Source organism: Mesorhizobium sp. M1182, from assembly GCF_040318335.1.
In the GTDB taxonomy this organism is placed as follows: domain Bacteria; phylum Pseudomonadota; class Alphaproteobacteria; order Rhizobiales; family Rhizobiaceae; genus Mesorhizobium.
On sequence record NZ_JAMYMD010000060.1, the window covers coordinates 1 to 16,584 of the forward strand.

Consider the following 16,584-nt stretch of genomic DNA (forward strand, 5'->3'; position numbering starts at 1 on the left):
GAAAGCTCATCATCCTCGCAAACGCACTACTCAGGGACAATCGGACCTGGACACCATCTGTCCCTTGACCAACACGGATACTCTAGAAATCGCGCAGGTGCTCGGCGTCTCGTCCGGACGAAGGCCTGGCCGACAGGACGGCGGCGACGACCGAAGCGGCGACAAGGCCGAGCACGACCCCAAGATAACCCCAGGGGATCGACAGCGCCTCGGGCGGAGGGTCGAACACGCCAGTCAACAGCTTCACCAACATCCACGCCGTCAGGAACCCCGACAGCAGACCGAATGCGAAACCACCGACGAGGATGAGGAGGCCTTCGCCCCACAGGAAGGCCGCCAATTGCCGGGGCTTGGCGCCGATGGCGCTCAGTATGGCGAAGTTCCTGCGGCGCTCGATGAACCCCAATGCCAGCATCAGGCCGGCGGCGGCAGCCGCCATGACAACAGAAAACCCCAGTTCGATCGTGGTCAGCCCGCCGAGGTCGACCGCCGTCAGGCTCGAGCCGATGAGATGAGCGGCTTGTGCGATGTCGGCAACCTTCAGCGACGGATCGAAGGAAAGCACCGAAACGGCCTGTCGTGCCAGCGCTGACGGATCGGCCTTTGCCCGCATCAGGACGTATTCGGATGCATCCGACCCGGTCATGCGGCCCACGTAGGCGGCGTTGGCGACGAGGAAGGAGTCCTTCGGCGCGGTCGGAAACTCACGCACAACACCAATGAACCTGAAGGCGATGGGATGGTACTGGTGATCCTTTGCATCCATGAGCCGAAGATTGATCGTATCGCCTTGCTGGAGCTGGAAGTCTTGCACGGTCTCTTCCGACACCAGAACACCGTTGGGAGTCAGGGTGAGCTGGTCGAGCATGCTGGCCGCGCTGGCGCCGCTGAAATAGGCATCGGAAAGGCTCGTTGCGCGTTCGATGCGCATGGGGTCGATGCCATAGAGATCCTGCAGGTCGGCGCCGACATAGGCGAAACGGTGCTGCATGGGCTCTGCCGCTGCCGCCTCGGGCAGTGCGGCCAGCGCTGCCAGATGTGTCCCGGCCGGCCTGCCCGATGTGCCGAAGACGGTGACGTCGGAACCATTGGTCAATTCCGCGTCGATGCGCGCCTGTGCGTTGTAGGTGGTGTTGAAGATCGCGGTCGACGTGGCGAAGGAGATCGCCAGCGCGGTCATGGCGATGCCGACGGTCAGGCGTCCCGATTGCCGAGACAGCGCCGCCGATACGACGTTCGCGAGAGGCCCGGCGACTGGCGCGATGATCGCCCGAAGGCCCGCGCCGTTGCGCGCGATGATAGTGCCCGACAGCCGCACGGTCAGCAGCGCCATGCCCAGCCAGAACAGCGCCGGTGCGATGAACGCCTTGTAGTCCACCGAGGTTGCGGCGACGCCTTCGGGTGCCAGCACGATCTGGTATCCGGTGCTCGCCGACTGCCAGAAGAAGAGCCCGGCTGCCGCGAGCAAAAGCATGTCCAGCCATAGGCGCTGCCAGACCGGCGTCCCCGAGCGGCTGACGGCACGCCGCGCGGCACTGACAGTCGCCCAGCGCGCGTCACGCCAGGCAGGAAACAGAAAGGCGACGAAACCGACGAGCAGCCCGAACAAGGCGACAAGAAGCAGTGTCGGACCGCTCGTGCTCGCCGTTACATGCTGGCCCGAAGCGATGCGGCCGAAGAGCAACGCCGCGGCTATGCCAAGCGCAGTTCCGCCGACAGCGGCGATCGCGGCCTCGGCTGCCGACAGGGACAGGATTGTCCTTGTCGTGGCGCCGCGGACGCGCAGCAGCGCCTGCTCCATCCGCCGGCGCGCCGCACCGGACGATGTGACCGCAAAGGTGAGCGCAATGGCCAGCGCAATGCCGGGCAGCCCGAGAAACAGGAACAGCACGGAGGCGTAAAGTGCGTCCTCGCGGACTGCTCCGAGGCGGGAGCCGAGATTGTCGGCGACCAGAGCCTGACCCACGGTCCGCGCCTCGAGGTTGCGCTTTGCACTGGTGACGAATGTATAGGCCGTGACAGGATCGGTGGGCAGCGCCTCATGGGCGAGCCGAACATGCCATTGCAGCCTGGTGGTGTCGGGGCGCATTTTCTGCTGCGGGTCGAACAATTGCTGCCAGTCCTGCCGTGACAGCACAAGCACATTGTCAGGCGGCGCCTGCGGAGCAGCCTGGGGCGGCAGGCCTACCGCCTGGAACAGCGAATCGGCGTCGGGAAGGTCGATCACGCCGGCAACTTTCACTTCTGCCGGGGGCAGCCCGATTCGCTTGATCGACACCGTGTCGCCGGGGCCGACATGTAGGTTGGCCGCCGTCTGCTGGGCAATGAGAACACCGTCGGTCTTGCCGGAAAGCGGCCGGACTTCGGCCGGAAAGGCCCGGGAATAGCCGCTATCGAAGGCGATGACCTGTCCCGGTCCGGTGGTCTGCGTGGTGCCGCCGGTCTGGGCCTCGAAACCGGCGACATCCGCATAGCGGACCTGGTAAACGGCCTTGACCGGCGTGGCTTCGCTCACCGCCTTACCGATCAAGTCCGGATCGGCACCGGAAATCACCTGGACCTGCCAGTCGATCGGCACGGCCGATATGGCGCGAGCCGTCATAGAGGAGCTGGCGCTGGCGAGAAAAAGCGCCATCGCCGCGAGAAGCGCTACGCTGAGCGCGACGCCCGCCATCGAGCCGGCGATACGAACGAAACGACGGGCGAGTATGCCCCGAAGCCAAAGCAAAAGCATCATGCTGTGACGTTCCACGGCCGACCGGTGACCAGCCGGCCGTGATCCATTGTCCAGCGCGTTGCCATGCGAGCCGCGACCGCTTCGTCATGCGTCGCCACGACCAGCGCCACGCCGGTGTCCTCCAGCCGGTCCAGCACGGCGTCGAAGAAGAATTGCGCCGTCCGGCTGTCGAGCTGCCCGGTTGGCTCGTCGGCAAGAACGAGTTTCGGTCCTGTGGCCAGCGCCCGGGCCATGGCAATGCGCTGCGACTGTCCGCCGGACAATTCCTCCGGCAGTTTGTCGCCAAGCTCGCCGAGGCCAAACGATTCCAGCAGTGCTGCCGCGGTTTCATCCGCGGCGCTTTCGCCGGCCAGCACCATTGGCAGGCCGACATTCTGGGCCGCCGTAAGGGCGGGAAACAGGCTGGGCGACTGGAACACGAATCCGACCTGACGCGGCCGCAGTTCCTCGAACGGGCCGAGCCCGGGCCATTCAATGGTGCCGGTCGTCGGTCTGTCCAGCCCGCCAAGAATATGCAGCAGCGTTGTCTTGCCGCTGCCGGAAGGCCCGACCAAGGCAATGCGCGCGCCCGCCGCGATCTCGCAGTCGACATCGCGCAAAACGGTGATCCGGCCGGCGTTCCCATCATGAAAGTCGCGGCCAAGACCTTTGCCGACAACTAGCGTCCTACTCACCCTCGATCCTCCCGTCTCTCAGACGGATGATCCGGTCGGCTCTTTGCGCCAGCGCTTTGCTGTGGGTTGCGAGCAGCGTCACCAGTCCGGCTTCGCGTCTGGCCTCGAACTGCTCGATCAGCCCTGATTCAGTGTCGCGGTCGACCTCCGCGGTCGGCTCATCGGCAACCAGAATGGGGGGATCCGCGGCCAGCGCCACGGCAAGGCCGGCGCGCGCCGTCTCGCCGCCCGAAAGCTCGGTTGGAAATGCATTTCCGCGATGCGACAGGCCGACGCTTTCCAGCAGGGCGCCAATTCGTTTCTCGTCCTGCTTTCCCGCCAGCAGCATCTGCAAACGGATGTTCTGCTCGACGCTCAGGTGGCCAAACAGGTTGCCGGACTGTAGGAGGATGCCGAAATTGGCGATGCGAATGCGCGTGCGCTCGGCCTCCGATCGTCGGGTCAGGCGCAGGCCGGCCACCTCGACATGACCACCATCCGGCTCGTCCAGCCCGGTTACGCAGGCCAGCAAGGTGGACTTGCCGCTGCCGGACGGCCCGGTCAGGGCGACGATCTCACCGGGCGACATCTGAAAACTTACACCGCGCAGTGCAGCCGTCTCGTCGTCGCCGATGTGATAGAACCGATAGAGTTCGTGCGCGTCCAGCGCGTGCATCTCACTTCCACCGCAACGAGTTGGACATCAACTGCCACTGGTCGACATTGTCGGCGCCCTTTGGCGCATAGAGTTCGAGCGTGACGAGCTTGCCGTCCTTGAAATAGAGGTAGCGCTCATTTTCCAGGCGGACCTGCCTGTTGGTCACCGCGTTCGGTTCGGAGTTGGACGTGTAGACGATGCGGATTGCCGGCCCCGCCGGCAGCTTGACCTGCTTGACCGCCGTAACCCGAATGGCTCGACCGGTGGATTGCAGCTTCAGAACATAGTCCGCCTTGACGCTGTCGACGGTTGGCGCGGCGTCCGCCTTCGCCACGGAGACAACGACGCCGTCGAGCTTGTCGACGAAGCTGGCGCCGTCGGCATGATCCGAGCGCGCCCAGCCCTCCGGCACCTTCATGGTGAAACCTTGCGGCGAGGCATAGTCGATGAAGACCTGCGTATCGGGAATGTCCCCAGGAGGGTTCTTTTCCGCGGGGACGACCTTCTCGGCCGCTAACGCCGGCAGATTTGCGAAACCTGGAATGAGCGCGCCGGCAGCGCCCAGACATGCCGCGACAGTAAGCATCGGCAGGATCCGGCTGATTTTTCGATGAGCGGACATCATTTGAGCGGCCTTTCGAGTTGGCACGGCGGATGCGCTCACTATCGCGCATCAAGCTTACAGGCATGTCGCCTGGTTCATACGGATTGGTAAGCTTGGAGGGCAGTGGCTAGCCAGCCGATGATTTAGCAGCGGGGAAACTGACCACCACCGCGAGGCCTGGATGACGGTCCTCCAGGGCAATGGATGCGCCGTGCAGATCGGCTATGGCGCGCACCAGGCTAAGCCCAAGGCCGCTGCCGGGCGTCGAGCGGCTGTTGTCGAGCCGGTAGAGCCGTTGGAACACTTTTTCACGCTCCTCAATAGGAATCCCCGGGCCGTCGTCGCCGACTTTCGCAACAATGCGGTCGTCCTGCCGGGTCACCGACAATTCGATGACGGTGCCTGCCGGGCAATGCCGCAAGGCGTTCTCCACCAGATTGGCGAACATCTGCGTCAACAATTCCCAATCGCCTTGGATCTGACATTGTGCGCCTTGAAAGATCTTTGCCGTCAGCGACTTTCCGTCATCCTCGGCAACGTCCGCATAGATTTCGGCAATGCTCTCAACGACGCCATTGACGTCCAGATCGATGAAGCGCGCCTTGCGTGCTCCAGCCTCGATCTGGGCGATGCGCAGCAAGGCATCGAACGTCTCATTGATCTGGAGCCCTTCCGCCCGCGCGTCCGCCAAATCATCGGAAACCGCTTCGCCCAAAGCGGTCTTGTCGGCGGCGGCTTCCAAAATCATCTGCAGGCGGTTCAGCGGCGTCTTCAAATCATGCGCGATGTTGGCGCTGACCTGCTTCATGCCTTCGACCAGCGCCGACAGCCGGTCGAGCGCAGCGTTGACCTGGGCGGAAACCCCGTCAATATCGTCGCCGTTGCCAACCAGGGGAATGCGGGCGTCAAGCCGCCCATGCGACACATCGACCATAGTGGCGGCGATACCGTCGAGGCGGCGCTGGACACGCGAGGCCAGCAAGGCGCCGCCGGCCACCGCCAGGCCGGTGATGATGAGGGTTCCCCAGCCGAAGCTCATCAGCACAATGCTTTCCAGCTCTTCGGTCTCGGAAAGGCTGAAAGCGACCGTCAGACTGTTTCCGCCAACCGAACCGGACCAGGCCCTATAGACGGTGTCGGCTGGCACGCCGGGCATGGTGGCCTCAAACATCGAGAAGCCGTCGGGAAGGTCCGCCGCGGTAAAGTTGCCGGCAAGATGATTGCCGGCCGGACCGGTCAGCGAGAACAGCTGCTCTTTCTTGGTTGAGAGTGCCGCATGGCTGTCGACCGTGGCAACCAGATCCTCCAGGTCGCTTTCGGCATAAGTTGCCGCCACCACGGAATAGGTCTCTTTGATGGATTCGTCGAGCCGCTGGGCAAGGTCGGCGCTCATCAGCTGATAGACGATGGCGCCCGACAGGATAAAGGCAAGCACGAACAGGAAGGCAAAGGTCAGGGCAAGCCGGAAAGGCGTGCTGCGCAGCAGGCTGGAGCCCGTTCCACCCCGATAGTAAAGGGATGGGGCTCTATCTTCTTGTTTGACCATGATCTTTTCCAACAACCGTGCCCACTTTTGGGATCATGGTCTAGATAGGCGCGTGCAGACTGTAGCCGGTGTTGCGAACCGTATGGATAAGCTGGGTTTCGAACGGCTTGTCGATCTTGGTCCTCAGCCGGCTGATATGGGTTTCGACGACGCTCGTCTTGGGATCGAAATGGAAATCCCAGACGCGTTCCAGCAGCATGGTCCGGGTGATGACGCGGCCTTCGCCACGCATCAGCACTTCGAGCAGGCTGAATTCCCGCGGCTGCAGGTCGATCACATGCCCCTGCCTGGTGACGCGGCGCATGATCAGATCCATTTCGAGATCGGCGACCCGCAATGCGGTCTTCTGCTCCTGCGCCGGCGGCCGGCGGCCAAGGGCGTTGATGCGGGCGAGCAGCTCGGAAAAGGCGAAAGGCTTGACGAGATAGTCGTCGCCGCCGGCCTCCAGTCCTTCGACCCGGTCATCGACGCCACCGACCGAGGTCAAAAAGATCGCCGGCGTTCGCACCCCGGCGGCACGCACCGCCTTGATCATCGACAGGCCGTCGAGGCCGGGGATCATCCGATCCGCTATGATCACGTCATAGGAGTCGCGTGTCGCGGCAAACAGCGCGTCATGCCCGTTGCGCAGCAGATCGCAGACATGCCCGGCTTCGCTCAGTCCCTTGACGACGTAGTCGGCCGTCCGTGGGTCATCCTCAACAAGGAGAAGTCGCATCTCTGTTCCGGTCTGTTGCCGAGGCTTTGTCAGTGCGGCATGCTAGCACCGGCGGCGGTCCGTTCCTAGAATATCCGCCAGCGCCTGCTCGCTCGTCGTCGTTGCACATGCCCACAGTGTCATCCGACCGGATCGCGCGCAGGAACAAGCATCCTGCGCAGCACGGCGTCTTTCAGAATAAAATGATGGAAGAGTGCCGCACTGGCATGAATGCAGATCAGGACGATGAACACCGGCTTTGCCCAGGCATGGATATCGCCCATCCAGCCCCAGAGATGAAAGGCCAGAAGCCCGGAAACAGGAACAGCGACGAGAAAGCCGTAGAACAGTGCATGCGTTGCGCGTGAGGCGAAAGCCATCCATTTCGGCATTGTCGATTGCGGCTTGGGCGCACCGACAAAGAGGCGGACGGCCAGTCGCACGAACACCAGCAACAGGATCGCCAGGCCGACCCAGTAATGGGCGGACCCCATGGTCTGCTCGTAGGTTGACAGTCGGCGTCCTGCCGCTGCCGCATCGACGTAGGTTGTCATGTTTTCCCCGAACAGGAGCTGGAACAGGACAAGCGCCGCTATCGTCCAATGCAGGCTAATTTGGAGGCCGCTATAACCGGATTTCTTGGAGTTCATTCTTCTGTCCATGAGGTGAGCGCGATAGCTGCCCATAGCAACCCACGGCAGGGATCCGTGACGTTTTGGCGCGTTCTCGTCGCGTCAGGCGGGTGTGCAGATGCTTGATTCCTACTCCGATTCAAGCAGGATTTTGTCGGCCTCGTCGGTGTCCTTCTTCAGGCTCATGTAGAGAACCAGGGCGATGATGCAGCCAAGGAAGAGGATGCTGGTCAAGGTGGTGCCAAAGCCTAGGCCGCCATATTCGACCGGCTGCGAGAGCAGGTCGCCGAATGAAGCGCCCAGCGGCCGCGTCAGGATGTAGGCGAGCCAGAAGGCAAGGATGCCGTCCAGTTTGAGAACATAATGGGCAAAGGCGATCAGCGCGATGACGCCGCCAAACAACAGGCCGGTGGTGAGGTAGCCCATGTCGAACTTTTCGGCGACCAGATCGCCTGCCGCGGTGCCCAGCGAGAAGGTGAACAGTATCGCCAACCAGTAGAAGATCTCACGCCTGGTGGTGAAGATCGTGTGGATGGACAGGGTCCTCTCGCTGGCGTACCAGACCGCGAATGTTGCGGCGAGCGCGATGCTGAATGCAATCGTCGTCGTTTCAAGCCGCACCCCGAAATTGTCGACGAGATTGTCGGTGATCAGCGTGCCGACAACGCTGATCAGCACGACCGCCAGCCAGTAGGCCCATGGCACATAACGTTTCTGCGCGAATTGAAGGATGAGCGCGACAATCAGGATGCCGGTCATGATCAGCGACGTAACGGTGAGCCCGAGGCCGAGATTGACGGCGAGATAGTCGGCCGCCGTCTCGCCCATGGTCACCGCCAAGAGCTTGATCAGCCAGAAATCGACGGTGACATCGGGAACCCGGTTAAGAGCAGGCGCGACCCATCGGGCGGCTGGCGAGAGCATGGCTGTATCCCTGTCGTTGATGGAGAAGGTAGGGTCGACTTACTTGCCCAGGATTTTCATGGCCTGAGCGAAGAAGTCGTCGGCGCGCTTGTCGTCGTCGGCGTTGCAGCGCTCGATTCCCTTGGTCTCCAGCTCGGAAACCTTGGTCTTGTCCGTATCGCTGAGTTTCGCCGTTGCTTCTGCTGCCCTCAGATCCTTGAGCGAGGTTTCGCAAGGGGTCGTGGCTGCGGATGCTGATAAAATCGTGTTGGCGATGGCAACTGTACCGAGCGCGAGGGCGAGAACCAGTCTGTTCATGTGATATCTTCCCTATTTGGCGCCGGGGTTCCGGCAGTGTCGATCAAGCTCTGGCCAGTCGACCGGCAGCAGCGACTACCGGCAGCAGCGACCATAGGGAGGCGAGTTCGCCGGCATCTGTCCGGTGGTTTACTTTTTTGTAAGAATTCGAGAAAACCCGTCGATTGCCTCGCCATCAGGCGGCGGAAAGAGTAGCTGGTTACGCGCAACGACACTTCGGCCCACCCATAGACTTGCCAGAGCCGCGGGAAACCAATGACCTACGCCTCCCTCAAACCTTCACCAAAGGCATTCGACCAGCACAAGCGCCTCATCGTTCTCCAGGTAGCGGCCGTCCTGGCCATAGCGCTGCTGCTGTTTGTCAAGCCGTTCCTGAGCGAAGGGTCGAGCGGACACGAGTTCGTCGAACTGCTGGGCGGCCTCCTCATCCTCATTTGTGTCGGTGGCCGTCTGTGGAGCATTCTCTATGTCGGCGGCAGAAAGAACGAAGAGTTGATTTCCGCCGGGCCATTTTCGATGACCCAGAACCCGCTCTACTTCTTCTCAACGATCGGCGCGGTGGGCATTGGGCTGATATATGGATCCGTCGTGGTGGCCGTGGCACTTGGCCTAGCCAGTTTCGTCGTTTTTCGGGTGACGGCGCGCAAGGAAGCTGAATTCCTGCTGGGAAAGTTTGGCCCCGCTTATCTGGCGTATGCGGAGCGAACGCCGCGCTTCTGGCCGAACCCGCTGTTGTTTGCCGACCAGGCCGAACGACAGTTCTCAACGCATGCCTTGAAGCGAACATTCTATGACGGGCTTTATTTCCTCGCCCTTTTTCCGGTGATCGAAACGGTCGAGCATTTTAGGAATGGCGGCTTCCTGCCGACACTGTTCACCCTCTATTGATCAATGCATAAATCTGCTGCCATTCGCCCACGCTCGTCGCTATCAACTGGGACAGTAGCGACCGTTTTCGCTAAAGACATAAGAGCATCGACTGATTTTCGGCACTTGGCGCAATACAGACCGGGAATTTGCGATATCGGATGGTCATTTACCGGAAGGGCACTAGCGGGACGGCGGCCAACGGAAAACCCATCTCCCAACATTGGCCAAAACATTTTCGCCGGACCCCTTGTAGACGCACTCTTTCGCGATGTGGCTGTCGGCCGTTGAGACGGATTACATTGAATGCGTATTTTACTTGCTGAAGACAATCGCGAATTGTCGACATGGCTTGCCCGCCTGCTGCGGCGCGATCATTACGTGATCGACTGCGTCTATCGCGGCGACGATGCCGACCTCGCACTCGCCAGTCAGGACTATGCGCTGGTCATCCTCGATCTGGCCTTGCCGCATCTTGATGGCATCGAGATCTTGCGGCGGCTGCGAAGTCGCGGCAGCACAACGCCCGTCATCATTCTCACCGCCAACGATGCCGTATCGAGCCGGGTGCGTGGCCTCGACAGTGGCGCCGACGACTATCTGGTCAAACCGTTCAACGTCGATGAATTCGAGGCGCGCGTCCGCGCGCAGCTGCGGCGTGGTCGGGCAAACTTCGACCCGATGGTGCGGTTCGGCACGCTCGCCTTCGACACGCAGGCACGTGCCTTCACCCTCGGCGAAAGCCCGCTTCACTTGACCGCTCGCGAACATGCCGTGCTTGAAACGCTGATCATGCGCGCCGGTCGGCCGGTCCAGAAGACTATGCTCGCCGAGAGTATCTTCGGCTTCGACGACGAGACAAATCCGAACGCCCTGGAAATCTGCGTTCACCGCGTCAGGAAGAAGCTGGAGGGCAGCGGCATGGCGATCACCACTCTTCGCGGTCTCGGCTACGCCCTGCGAATCGACGATGGCCACTAGAAGCCTCCAGCGTGAACTGCTCGCCTGGCTCGTCGTGCCACTGACGGCCGTCGTCTCGTTCAACGTGTGGACGACCTACAAGAATGCGGAGGAAACCGCCAATCTGATCACCGATCGAACCCTTCTGGCATCGGCTCGGGTAATCGCGGAAAACATTCGCGAAAACGACGGCGTGCTGGAAGCGCCGATCCCGCCGGCTGCGCTGGAAATGTTCGCATCCGATCAGCCCGACCGCGTCGTCTACCGCGTGACGACACCACGTGGCCAAGTCATTGCCGGCTATCCCGATGTCATCGCACCGCCTGGCCAACCCGCCGATCTCAATCCGGTCTATTTCGAAACGACGTTTCGCGACCAGCCTGTCCATGCGGTTGCCATTGCCCAGCCCATGGTCAGCAAGCAGAACCCGGGCAATGCAATGGTGGCGGTCGGTCAGACGTTGAGGGGGCACGACAAGCTGATGACCGGCCTATGGCTCAAGGCGCTGCGCGACCAGGTGCTGCTCGTCGCGGCTGCCGGCCTGCTCGGCGTTTTCGGGCTGCGCCGTGGCTTGGCGCCGATCCTGCGCCTTCGCAACGATGTGATGGAGCGCGATCCGGCGGAACTGAAGCCTTTCGCCGCCGACACTGTCCAGAGCGAATTGCGCCCGCTTGTCGAAGCGCTGAACGAGGCCTTCAACCGCATCCAGCGCCAGATGGCCACGCAGAGGCGCTTCGTCGCCAACGCCGCGCACCAGTTGCGGACGCCGCTGGCGCTGTTGAAGACGCAGGTCAGCGTCGGCCTGCGCGAACGCGATATCGGCACCAAGGATGAAATTCTGGCCGCGGTCGACATGTCTGTCGATGGCATGGCGCGGCTGTCGAACCAGCTTCTTTCACTTGCCCGCGCCGAGCAGGGTAGCTCTTCGCTGATGAAATCCAGCGTCGATTTCAGCGCCGTGGCCAGGGATGCTCTCGAGGGGTTGGCGCAGGCGGCGCTGTCGCGCAACATCGACCTCGGATTCGAGTCCGAGGGAGATGATCTCATCGTGTGGGGACATCCGACCTTGCTTCGCGAACTTGTCGTCAACGTGGTCGACAACGCCCTGCGCTACACCCCACAAGGCGGCTCGGTCACCGCAAGGATCGGCCGCGATGCGAGCTGGATCGTGCTGCAGGTGGAAGATACGGGACCGGGCATTGCCGAAGGCGACAAGGAAAAGGTGTTCGAGCGCTTTTATAGAGGGTCCGAACCGGACAGCGAAGGCACCGGCTTGGGTCTCGCCATCGTGCGCGAGATTGTCTCGTCGCATGACGGCGAGATCGCGCTCGCCAACCGCAAGCCGCTGCCCGGATTGAGCGCCCAAGCCAAGCTGCCCGCCTACCAGGCAGCCCAAGCCTGATTCAGCTTCCCGACTTGGTTCAGGTCATTGCGTCTCGTGCAGGGGCTGCGGACGCCATTTCGCCAGCCGGTCCTCGACCATCGTCATCAGATATTCCGCACCGAGCGCCACCACCATGACGATGACGATCGCGGCATACATGCCGGCCGCGTCAAAGGAGCCCTTGGCGATGTTGATAAGCAGGCCGATGCCGTAGCGCGAGCCGACGAACTCGCCGACGATGGCGCCGATTATGGCAAAGCCGAAGCTGACATGCAGGCTGGCGAAGATCCAGCTCATCGCCGACGGCACGATCACCGAGCGTGTCAATTGCCAGTCGGAAGCGCCAAGGATACGGGCGTTGGCGATCATCGCCCGGTCGGCTTCGCGCACGCCCTGGAAGGCGTTATGAAAGACCACGAAAAAAACCATGACGAAGGCGAGCGCCACTTTCGAGGCCAGCCCCAGGCCCAGGATCATGATGAAGATCGGCGCCAATACCACGCGAGGAATGGAATTGATCACCTTGATGTAGATGGAAAAGATATCCGCGGCCATGCGGTTGCGGCCAAGCGCGACGCCGATGATGATGCCGGTAACCGAACCGGTCACGAAGCCGATAGTGGCTTCCTCCATGGTGACAAAGAGATGGTACCAGAGCGGTCCTTCCGACGTTCCTTCCGTCGTCCATTCGTAGAGCCTGGCCGCGATCGTGCTCGGCATCGCGTAGAAGAACGGATCGATCCAGGCGAGGCGGCCGGCGATTTCCCACAAGGACAGGAAGATGACGAGGATGGCAATCCGCCAGAAGATTACCGTGCGGCGGCGGTGCTTCGCCGCCTTTGCGGCGGCGGCTTCGATTTCGGCGTCAGAGGTTCCTGGCCTGAAGCTTCCGGCGCTGACGTCGATGGCAGCATCAGTCATAATGTTCTCCCTCAGGCGGCGGCCCGCGCATAGCTGGTCTCGACCTCTTCCTTGAGATCGGCCCAGATTGTGCGCGAATAATTGATGAAGCTCTGCTCGTAACGGATATCGGCGACGACGCGCGGCCGCGGCAGATCGATGGTGTAGACCGACTTCACTGTCGCCGGACCAGCAGTCAGCACATAGACCTTGTCGGCCAGGGCGATCGCCTCCTCCAGATCATGGGTGACGAAGACCACCGAGGCCTTGGCCTGCGACCACAGCCGCAGCAGCTCTTCATGCATGAGCACGCGTGTCTGCACGTCGAGTGCGGAGAACGGCTCATCCATGAGCAGAATCTCGGGGCCGTTGATGAAGGTCTGGGCGAGCGCCACGCGCTTGCGCATGCCGCCCGAAAGCTGGTGCGGATAATGCTGCTCGAACCGCGACAGGCCGACGCGCGCCAGCCAGTCGCGCGCCGCGGCCATGGCCGCCGACCTCGGCCTGCCGCGAAACAGCGGGCCCGCCATGACGTTCTCGATCACCGTGCGCCAGGGAAACAGGGCGTCGCTCTGGAAAACGAAGCCGATGCGTGGGTCTATTCCCTTGACTGGGCCGCCCATGACGCGAACCTCGCCGGCGCTTGGGGCTGCTAGACCGGTGATCAGGTTGAGGCTGGTCGACTTTCCGCAGCCGGTCGGGCCGACGACGGCGACGAATTCGCCACGCTCGACCGTCATGGTGAAGTCGCGCAACGCGGTCAGCGATTTGCCGGTGGGGGAGAGGAAGCGGCGGCTGACATTGATCAGCTCGATCGCCGGAACGGTTTTTTCGGCAGCCATGATAAAGATACTCCAAGGCCCAGCGGTCGCCGCGCGGGAGATCGCCGGACGCAGAAACAGGATGGATCCGGCGCGAGGCTCGCGCCGGCGATGTCGGCTATTTCACGTTCTTGACGAACTCGGTGGTGTAGGTCTTCGACAGGTCGATCTGCTTGCCCTGCAGGTCCTTCTTGAAGGCCGAGAGCACGGTTAGCACCGTTTCCGGGCCGCCTTCCGGCATGACGCCGTCGGCGGTGAACATTGCTTTGCCGGCGTCCAGCGCCTTCACATAGCCTTCCTTGTCGCCGACATAGTAGTCCTTCGGCATCTTTTCGGCGATCTCGGCGCCGCTATGGGTGTTGATGAACTTCAGTGTCTTGACGAAGGCATTGGCCAGCTTCTGCACCGTCTCCTTGTGGGCGTCGACCCAGTCCGTTTGCATGTAGAGGGAAGCAGCCGGATAGGTGCCGCCGAGCGCGGCTTTGGTACCTTCCATCGTACGCATGTCGACAAGAATGGAAGCTTCGCCGGTCTTCAGAAGCCGGGTGATCGTCGGTTCGGTCGTCATGCCGGCCTGAATCTTGTCCTGCTGCATAGCGGCGATGAAGGTGTTGCCGGCGCCGACCGGAACCGAAGTGAATTCACCGAGCTTCAAGCCGTTCTTGACGGCAAGATATTCCGTCAGGAAGTTTGTCGAGGAGCCGAGGCCAGTCACGCCAAGGCTCATTCCCTTGAAGTCGCCGGGCGATTTGATCTCAGGATGCTTTGTGGAAACGAGTTCGACTTCTCCGGGCGCCTGGCTGAACTGGACAACGGATTCGACGAATTTGCCCTTCGCCTGCAGATCGATGCTGTGGTCGTAGAAACCGACCACCGCCTGCACGGCCCCGGCCAGCATCTCGTTCTCGGCATCGACGCCGGCCGGCTCGTTCAGCAATTCGACATCGAGACTTTCGTCCTTGAAGTAGCCGAGCGCTTCCGCCAGCTTGGCGGGCAGATAGATCTGCTTCTCGTAGCCACCCACCATGATGGAGATCTTATCGTCGGCGCGAGCCGATGGTGCGGACAGGGCTATGGTGGCGACGAGTGCAATTGTAGCGGCTGAATCAAGCAGTGTTCGCTTAGGCGACATGGCCTCTTCCCTTGGTTCGGTTCCCGCGTCCCTCTCTTCTCCCATCGCTTTTGCGACATTGCGAGGACGCGCGGCATAGTTATGGCATCAACCTTTCATCAACCTGTCAAACGGGAACGCGAACGGCTTCAAGGTTTGGAGTTCTGCCGCAGCTGTGCAGCGCGGCGAACGCTGTGCAACAGGATGGCGAGGCAACCAATCAACAGCAGGGCAGCGCCGAGCAGCGGGGGCAGCCCCAGCAGCTTTACAGCCGCCGCGATGACTGCCACCAGAACCAGCGCCAGCAGCGCCAGACTGCCGTCATCGACGAACATGCCAAGGCATTCCTTGGCTGCGAGCCGAATGACGTTCATCGGGCGAGCTCTCCGGTGAGTGTGGGGTAGGTGCTGCGCAGCCAGCGCACCATGGCAAACGACGCCAGCGCGACGATAGCGAAAATGGCGAGCAAAGCGAGATCGGCGCCCGGCCAGTCGGCGCCAATCCCTTCGCCGGTCCAGAAGATGCCGAAGCTGGTCAGCATCAGCCCGACGACGAATTTGAGCGCATTCTCCGGCACCCGCGCCAGCGGCCGGTGGACCGCCAGGCCGATAAGCATCACCAGGAAGAACGCCGCCAGCGCGCCGAGGCCGGCGTAAAGCGTGTGCCCGTGTGCTGCTCCGACGGCAATGACGATGAACACCACCTCGACGCCCTCGAGGAGCACTGCCTTGAACGACGCCAGTCCAGCGAGGTAGTCGGCGCGGCGGTCGTTTGCCTGCTGGTGCAAGGCAGCGGTTTCCCTGGAGAACGCCGCCGCCTCGTCATGTATGGCGATGACGCCAACAGCGCGCAGAATGGCTTTTCGCAGCCAGCGCATGCCGAACAGGATCAGCAGCACCCCGACGACGAACTGCAGCGTGCTGATTGGTACGAGTGCCAACACTGGGCCGAACGCCAGCACCAGGGCCGTCAGCACCGCCAGCGCCAGTGCGGCGCCGGTGAGCGCCGGGCGCCAGCTGCGCGTCAGCCCGACAGCAAGCACGATGGTGAAGGCCTCGACGACCTCGACGAAGGACGCCAGGAATGCCGCCGTGACCGTCGAAAGGATGGGTGTCAGTGTCTGCATGGAGGTTTCTGTCTCGTTTGACCCAATGCTCATCGCAACCTCTAACATCCGGGATGTTGCGACGACCGTTTGAATCCGCCCATCGCGCCGCGATCAACTCGTGAATTCGCCGACCTCAACTAAGGCATGACAGGATCATCGTCAGCCAGCCGCCGCCTTGGACCTCGACGTTTTGATAGCTGCTCGTCTCATTGTTGGCACATAAGGAGCTAGAGAATTCTTGTCGCCAGGTTGTCCAGCCGGGAGTTCTCACGATAGGCCAATCGCACCATAACGGCACCTAAGACGCCCGTCACTGCGCCGCCGATTACGTCGGTGAGGTAGTGGGTCCCAATGTAAATTCTCGACCAACAAATCAGAAATGCCAGCAGGGACAGCACTAACGTCCGGCGCGGCAGAGCTTGCATCGCAAAGGCCGCAACGATTGCGATGGCTGCGGTCGCGTGATCGGATGGGAATGACCAGTCCGCGCTTGGCGCAATCAACAGGTGGGTCACACCGGCATCGTAGGGGCGGATGCGATGCACGAAAAGAAGAATGAACTGGTTGATCGCAAGGCCGAGCAGAAATGCCAGACCGGCCGACAAGGCAGCATGGCGCACATGGTAGCGGTCGGCCTTTGCCCACCATTGCAGGGCAACAGCCAGCACCATCAGCGGAACGCCGA

Annotated in this window: 18 protein-coding genes; 3 read left to right on the top strand and 15 right to left on the bottom strand. The window is 61.9% G+C overall.

Annotated elements, in window-relative coordinates; genetic code table 11:
• Nucleotides 1–82 precede the first annotated feature (82 nt).
• The 9 genes from NKH33_RS32555 to NKH33_RS32595 all read right to left on the bottom strand — a co-directional run bounded on the left by NKH33_RS32555 (nucleotide 83) and on the right by NKH33_RS32595 (nucleotide 8,748).
• A complete protein-coding gene (locus NKH33_RS32555) occupies nucleotides 83–2,737 on the bottom strand; it encodes an ABC transporter permease (RefSeq protein ID WP_352923612.1) in 2,655 nt (884 codons plus the stop codon).
• A complete protein-coding gene (locus NKH33_RS32560; protein ID WP_352542759.1) occupies nucleotides 2,734–3,411 on the bottom strand; it encodes an ABC transporter ATP-binding protein in 678 nt (225 codons plus the stop codon). The genes NKH33_RS32555 and NKH33_RS32560 overlap by 4 nt, the downstream gene beginning before the upstream one ends.
• On the bottom strand, nucleotides 3,404–4,066 hold the full coding sequence (locus NKH33_RS32565; RefSeq protein WP_352923615.1) for an ABC transporter ATP-binding protein: 663 nt from the start codon (nucleotides 4,064–4,066) through the stop codon (nucleotides 3,404–3,406). The genes NKH33_RS32560 and NKH33_RS32565 overlap by 8 nt, the downstream gene beginning before the upstream one ends.
• Before the next feature lies 1 nt (nucleotide 4,067).
• On the bottom strand, nucleotides 4,068–4,634 hold the full coding sequence (locus NKH33_RS32570; protein WP_352923617.1) for a hypothetical protein: 567 nt from the start codon (nucleotides 4,632–4,634) through the stop codon (nucleotides 4,068–4,070).
• 145 nt (nucleotides 4,635–4,779) lie between these two features.
• Entirely contained in the window at nucleotides 4,780–6,198 is a 1,419-nt protein-coding gene (locus NKH33_RS32575; protein WP_352923619.1) for a sensor histidine kinase, read from the bottom strand.
• Nucleotides 6,199–6,238: 40 nt separating this feature from the next.
• Complete coding sequence (locus NKH33_RS32580; protein ID WP_352923621.1) at nucleotides 6,239–6,916, bottom strand: winged helix-turn-helix domain-containing protein; 678 nt, start codon at nucleotides 6,914–6,916, stop codon at nucleotides 6,239–6,241.
• Between the two features lie 119 nt (nucleotides 6,917–7,035).
• The gene (locus tag NKH33_RS32585) at nucleotides 7,036–7,545 is read right to left on the bottom strand and encodes a cytochrome b (RefSeq protein WP_352542764.1); all 510 of its coding nucleotides are present in this window, start codon (nucleotides 7,543–7,545) and stop codon (nucleotides 7,036–7,038) included.
• A 111-nt stretch (nucleotides 7,546–7,656) separates the two neighbouring features.
• The gene (locus NKH33_RS32590) at nucleotides 7,657–8,451 is read right to left on the bottom strand and encodes a COG4705 family protein (RefSeq protein ID WP_352542765.1); all 795 of its coding nucleotides are present in this window, start codon (nucleotides 8,449–8,451) and stop codon (nucleotides 7,657–7,659) included.
• A 39-nt stretch (nucleotides 8,452–8,490) separates the two neighbouring features.
• The gene (locus NKH33_RS32595; protein WP_352923625.1) at nucleotides 8,491–8,748 is read right to left on the bottom strand and encodes a hypothetical protein; all 258 of its coding nucleotides are present in this window, start codon (nucleotides 8,746–8,748) and stop codon (nucleotides 8,491–8,493) included.
• A gap of 255 nt (nucleotides 8,749–9,003) precedes the next feature.
• Here NKH33_RS32595 and NKH33_RS32600 point away from each other — a divergent pair, with 255 nt between their 5' ends.
• From NKH33_RS32600 to NKH33_RS32610, 3 genes are all read left to right on the top strand, one after another.
• Nucleotides 9,004–9,636, top strand: coding sequence for a methyltransferase family protein (locus tag NKH33_RS32600; RefSeq protein WP_352923628.1), 633 nt, complete (start codon nucleotides 9,004–9,006; stop codon nucleotides 9,634–9,636).
• A 285-nt stretch (nucleotides 9,637–9,921) separates the two neighbouring features.
• Nucleotides 9,922–10,596 carry a response regulator gene (locus NKH33_RS32605; RefSeq protein ID WP_352542768.1) on the top strand — a complete coding sequence of 225 codons (675 nt, stop codon included), beginning with the start codon at nucleotides 9,922–9,924 and terminating at the stop codon, nucleotides 10,594–10,596.
• Nucleotides 10,586–11,977 carry a sensor histidine kinase gene (locus NKH33_RS32610; protein WP_352542769.1) on the top strand — a complete coding sequence of 464 codons (1,392 nt, stop codon included), beginning with the start codon at nucleotides 10,586–10,588 and terminating at the stop codon, nucleotides 11,975–11,977. The genes NKH33_RS32605 and NKH33_RS32610 overlap by 11 nt, the downstream gene beginning before the upstream one ends.
• Before the next feature lie 24 nt (nucleotides 11,978–12,001).
• On the opposite strand, the gene NKH33_RS32615 is transcribed toward NKH33_RS32610, so the two are convergent.
• The 6 genes from NKH33_RS32615 to NKH33_RS32640 all read right to left on the bottom strand — a co-directional run.
• Complete coding sequence (locus NKH33_RS32615; protein ID WP_352542770.1) at nucleotides 12,002–12,880, bottom strand: ABC transporter permease; 879 nt, start codon at nucleotides 12,878–12,880, stop codon at nucleotides 12,002–12,004.
• Nucleotides 12,881–12,891: 11 nt separating this feature from the next.
• Nucleotides 12,892–13,701 carry an ABC transporter ATP-binding protein gene (locus NKH33_RS32620; protein ID WP_352816312.1) on the bottom strand — a complete coding sequence of 270 codons (810 nt, stop codon included), beginning with the start codon at nucleotides 13,699–13,701 and terminating at the stop codon, nucleotides 12,892–12,894.
• Nucleotides 13,702–13,798: 97 nt separating this feature from the next.
• On the bottom strand, nucleotides 13,799–14,812 hold the full coding sequence (locus NKH33_RS32625) for an ABC transporter substrate-binding protein (protein ID WP_352923631.1): 1,014 nt from the start codon (nucleotides 14,810–14,812) through the stop codon (nucleotides 13,799–13,801).
• Nucleotides 14,813–14,940: 128 nt separating this feature from the next.
• Entirely contained in the window at nucleotides 14,941–15,165 is a 225-nt protein-coding gene (locus NKH33_RS32630; protein ID WP_352542773.1) for a hypothetical protein, read from the bottom strand.
• Nucleotides 15,162–15,917: a COG4280 domain-containing protein gene (locus tag NKH33_RS32635; protein ID WP_352542774.1), complete on the bottom strand. Its 756-nt coding sequence runs from the start codon at nucleotides 15,915–15,917 to the stop codon at nucleotides 15,162–15,164. Before NKH33_RS32635 ends, NKH33_RS32630 begins: the two co-directional genes overlap by 4 nt.
• Nucleotides 15,918–16,126: 209 nt before the next feature.
• Nucleotides 16,127–16,584, bottom strand: a 458-nt coding sequence (locus NKH33_RS32640; protein ID WP_352923634.1) for a phosphatase PAP2 family protein, incomplete at its 5' end; no start/stop codon positions are given.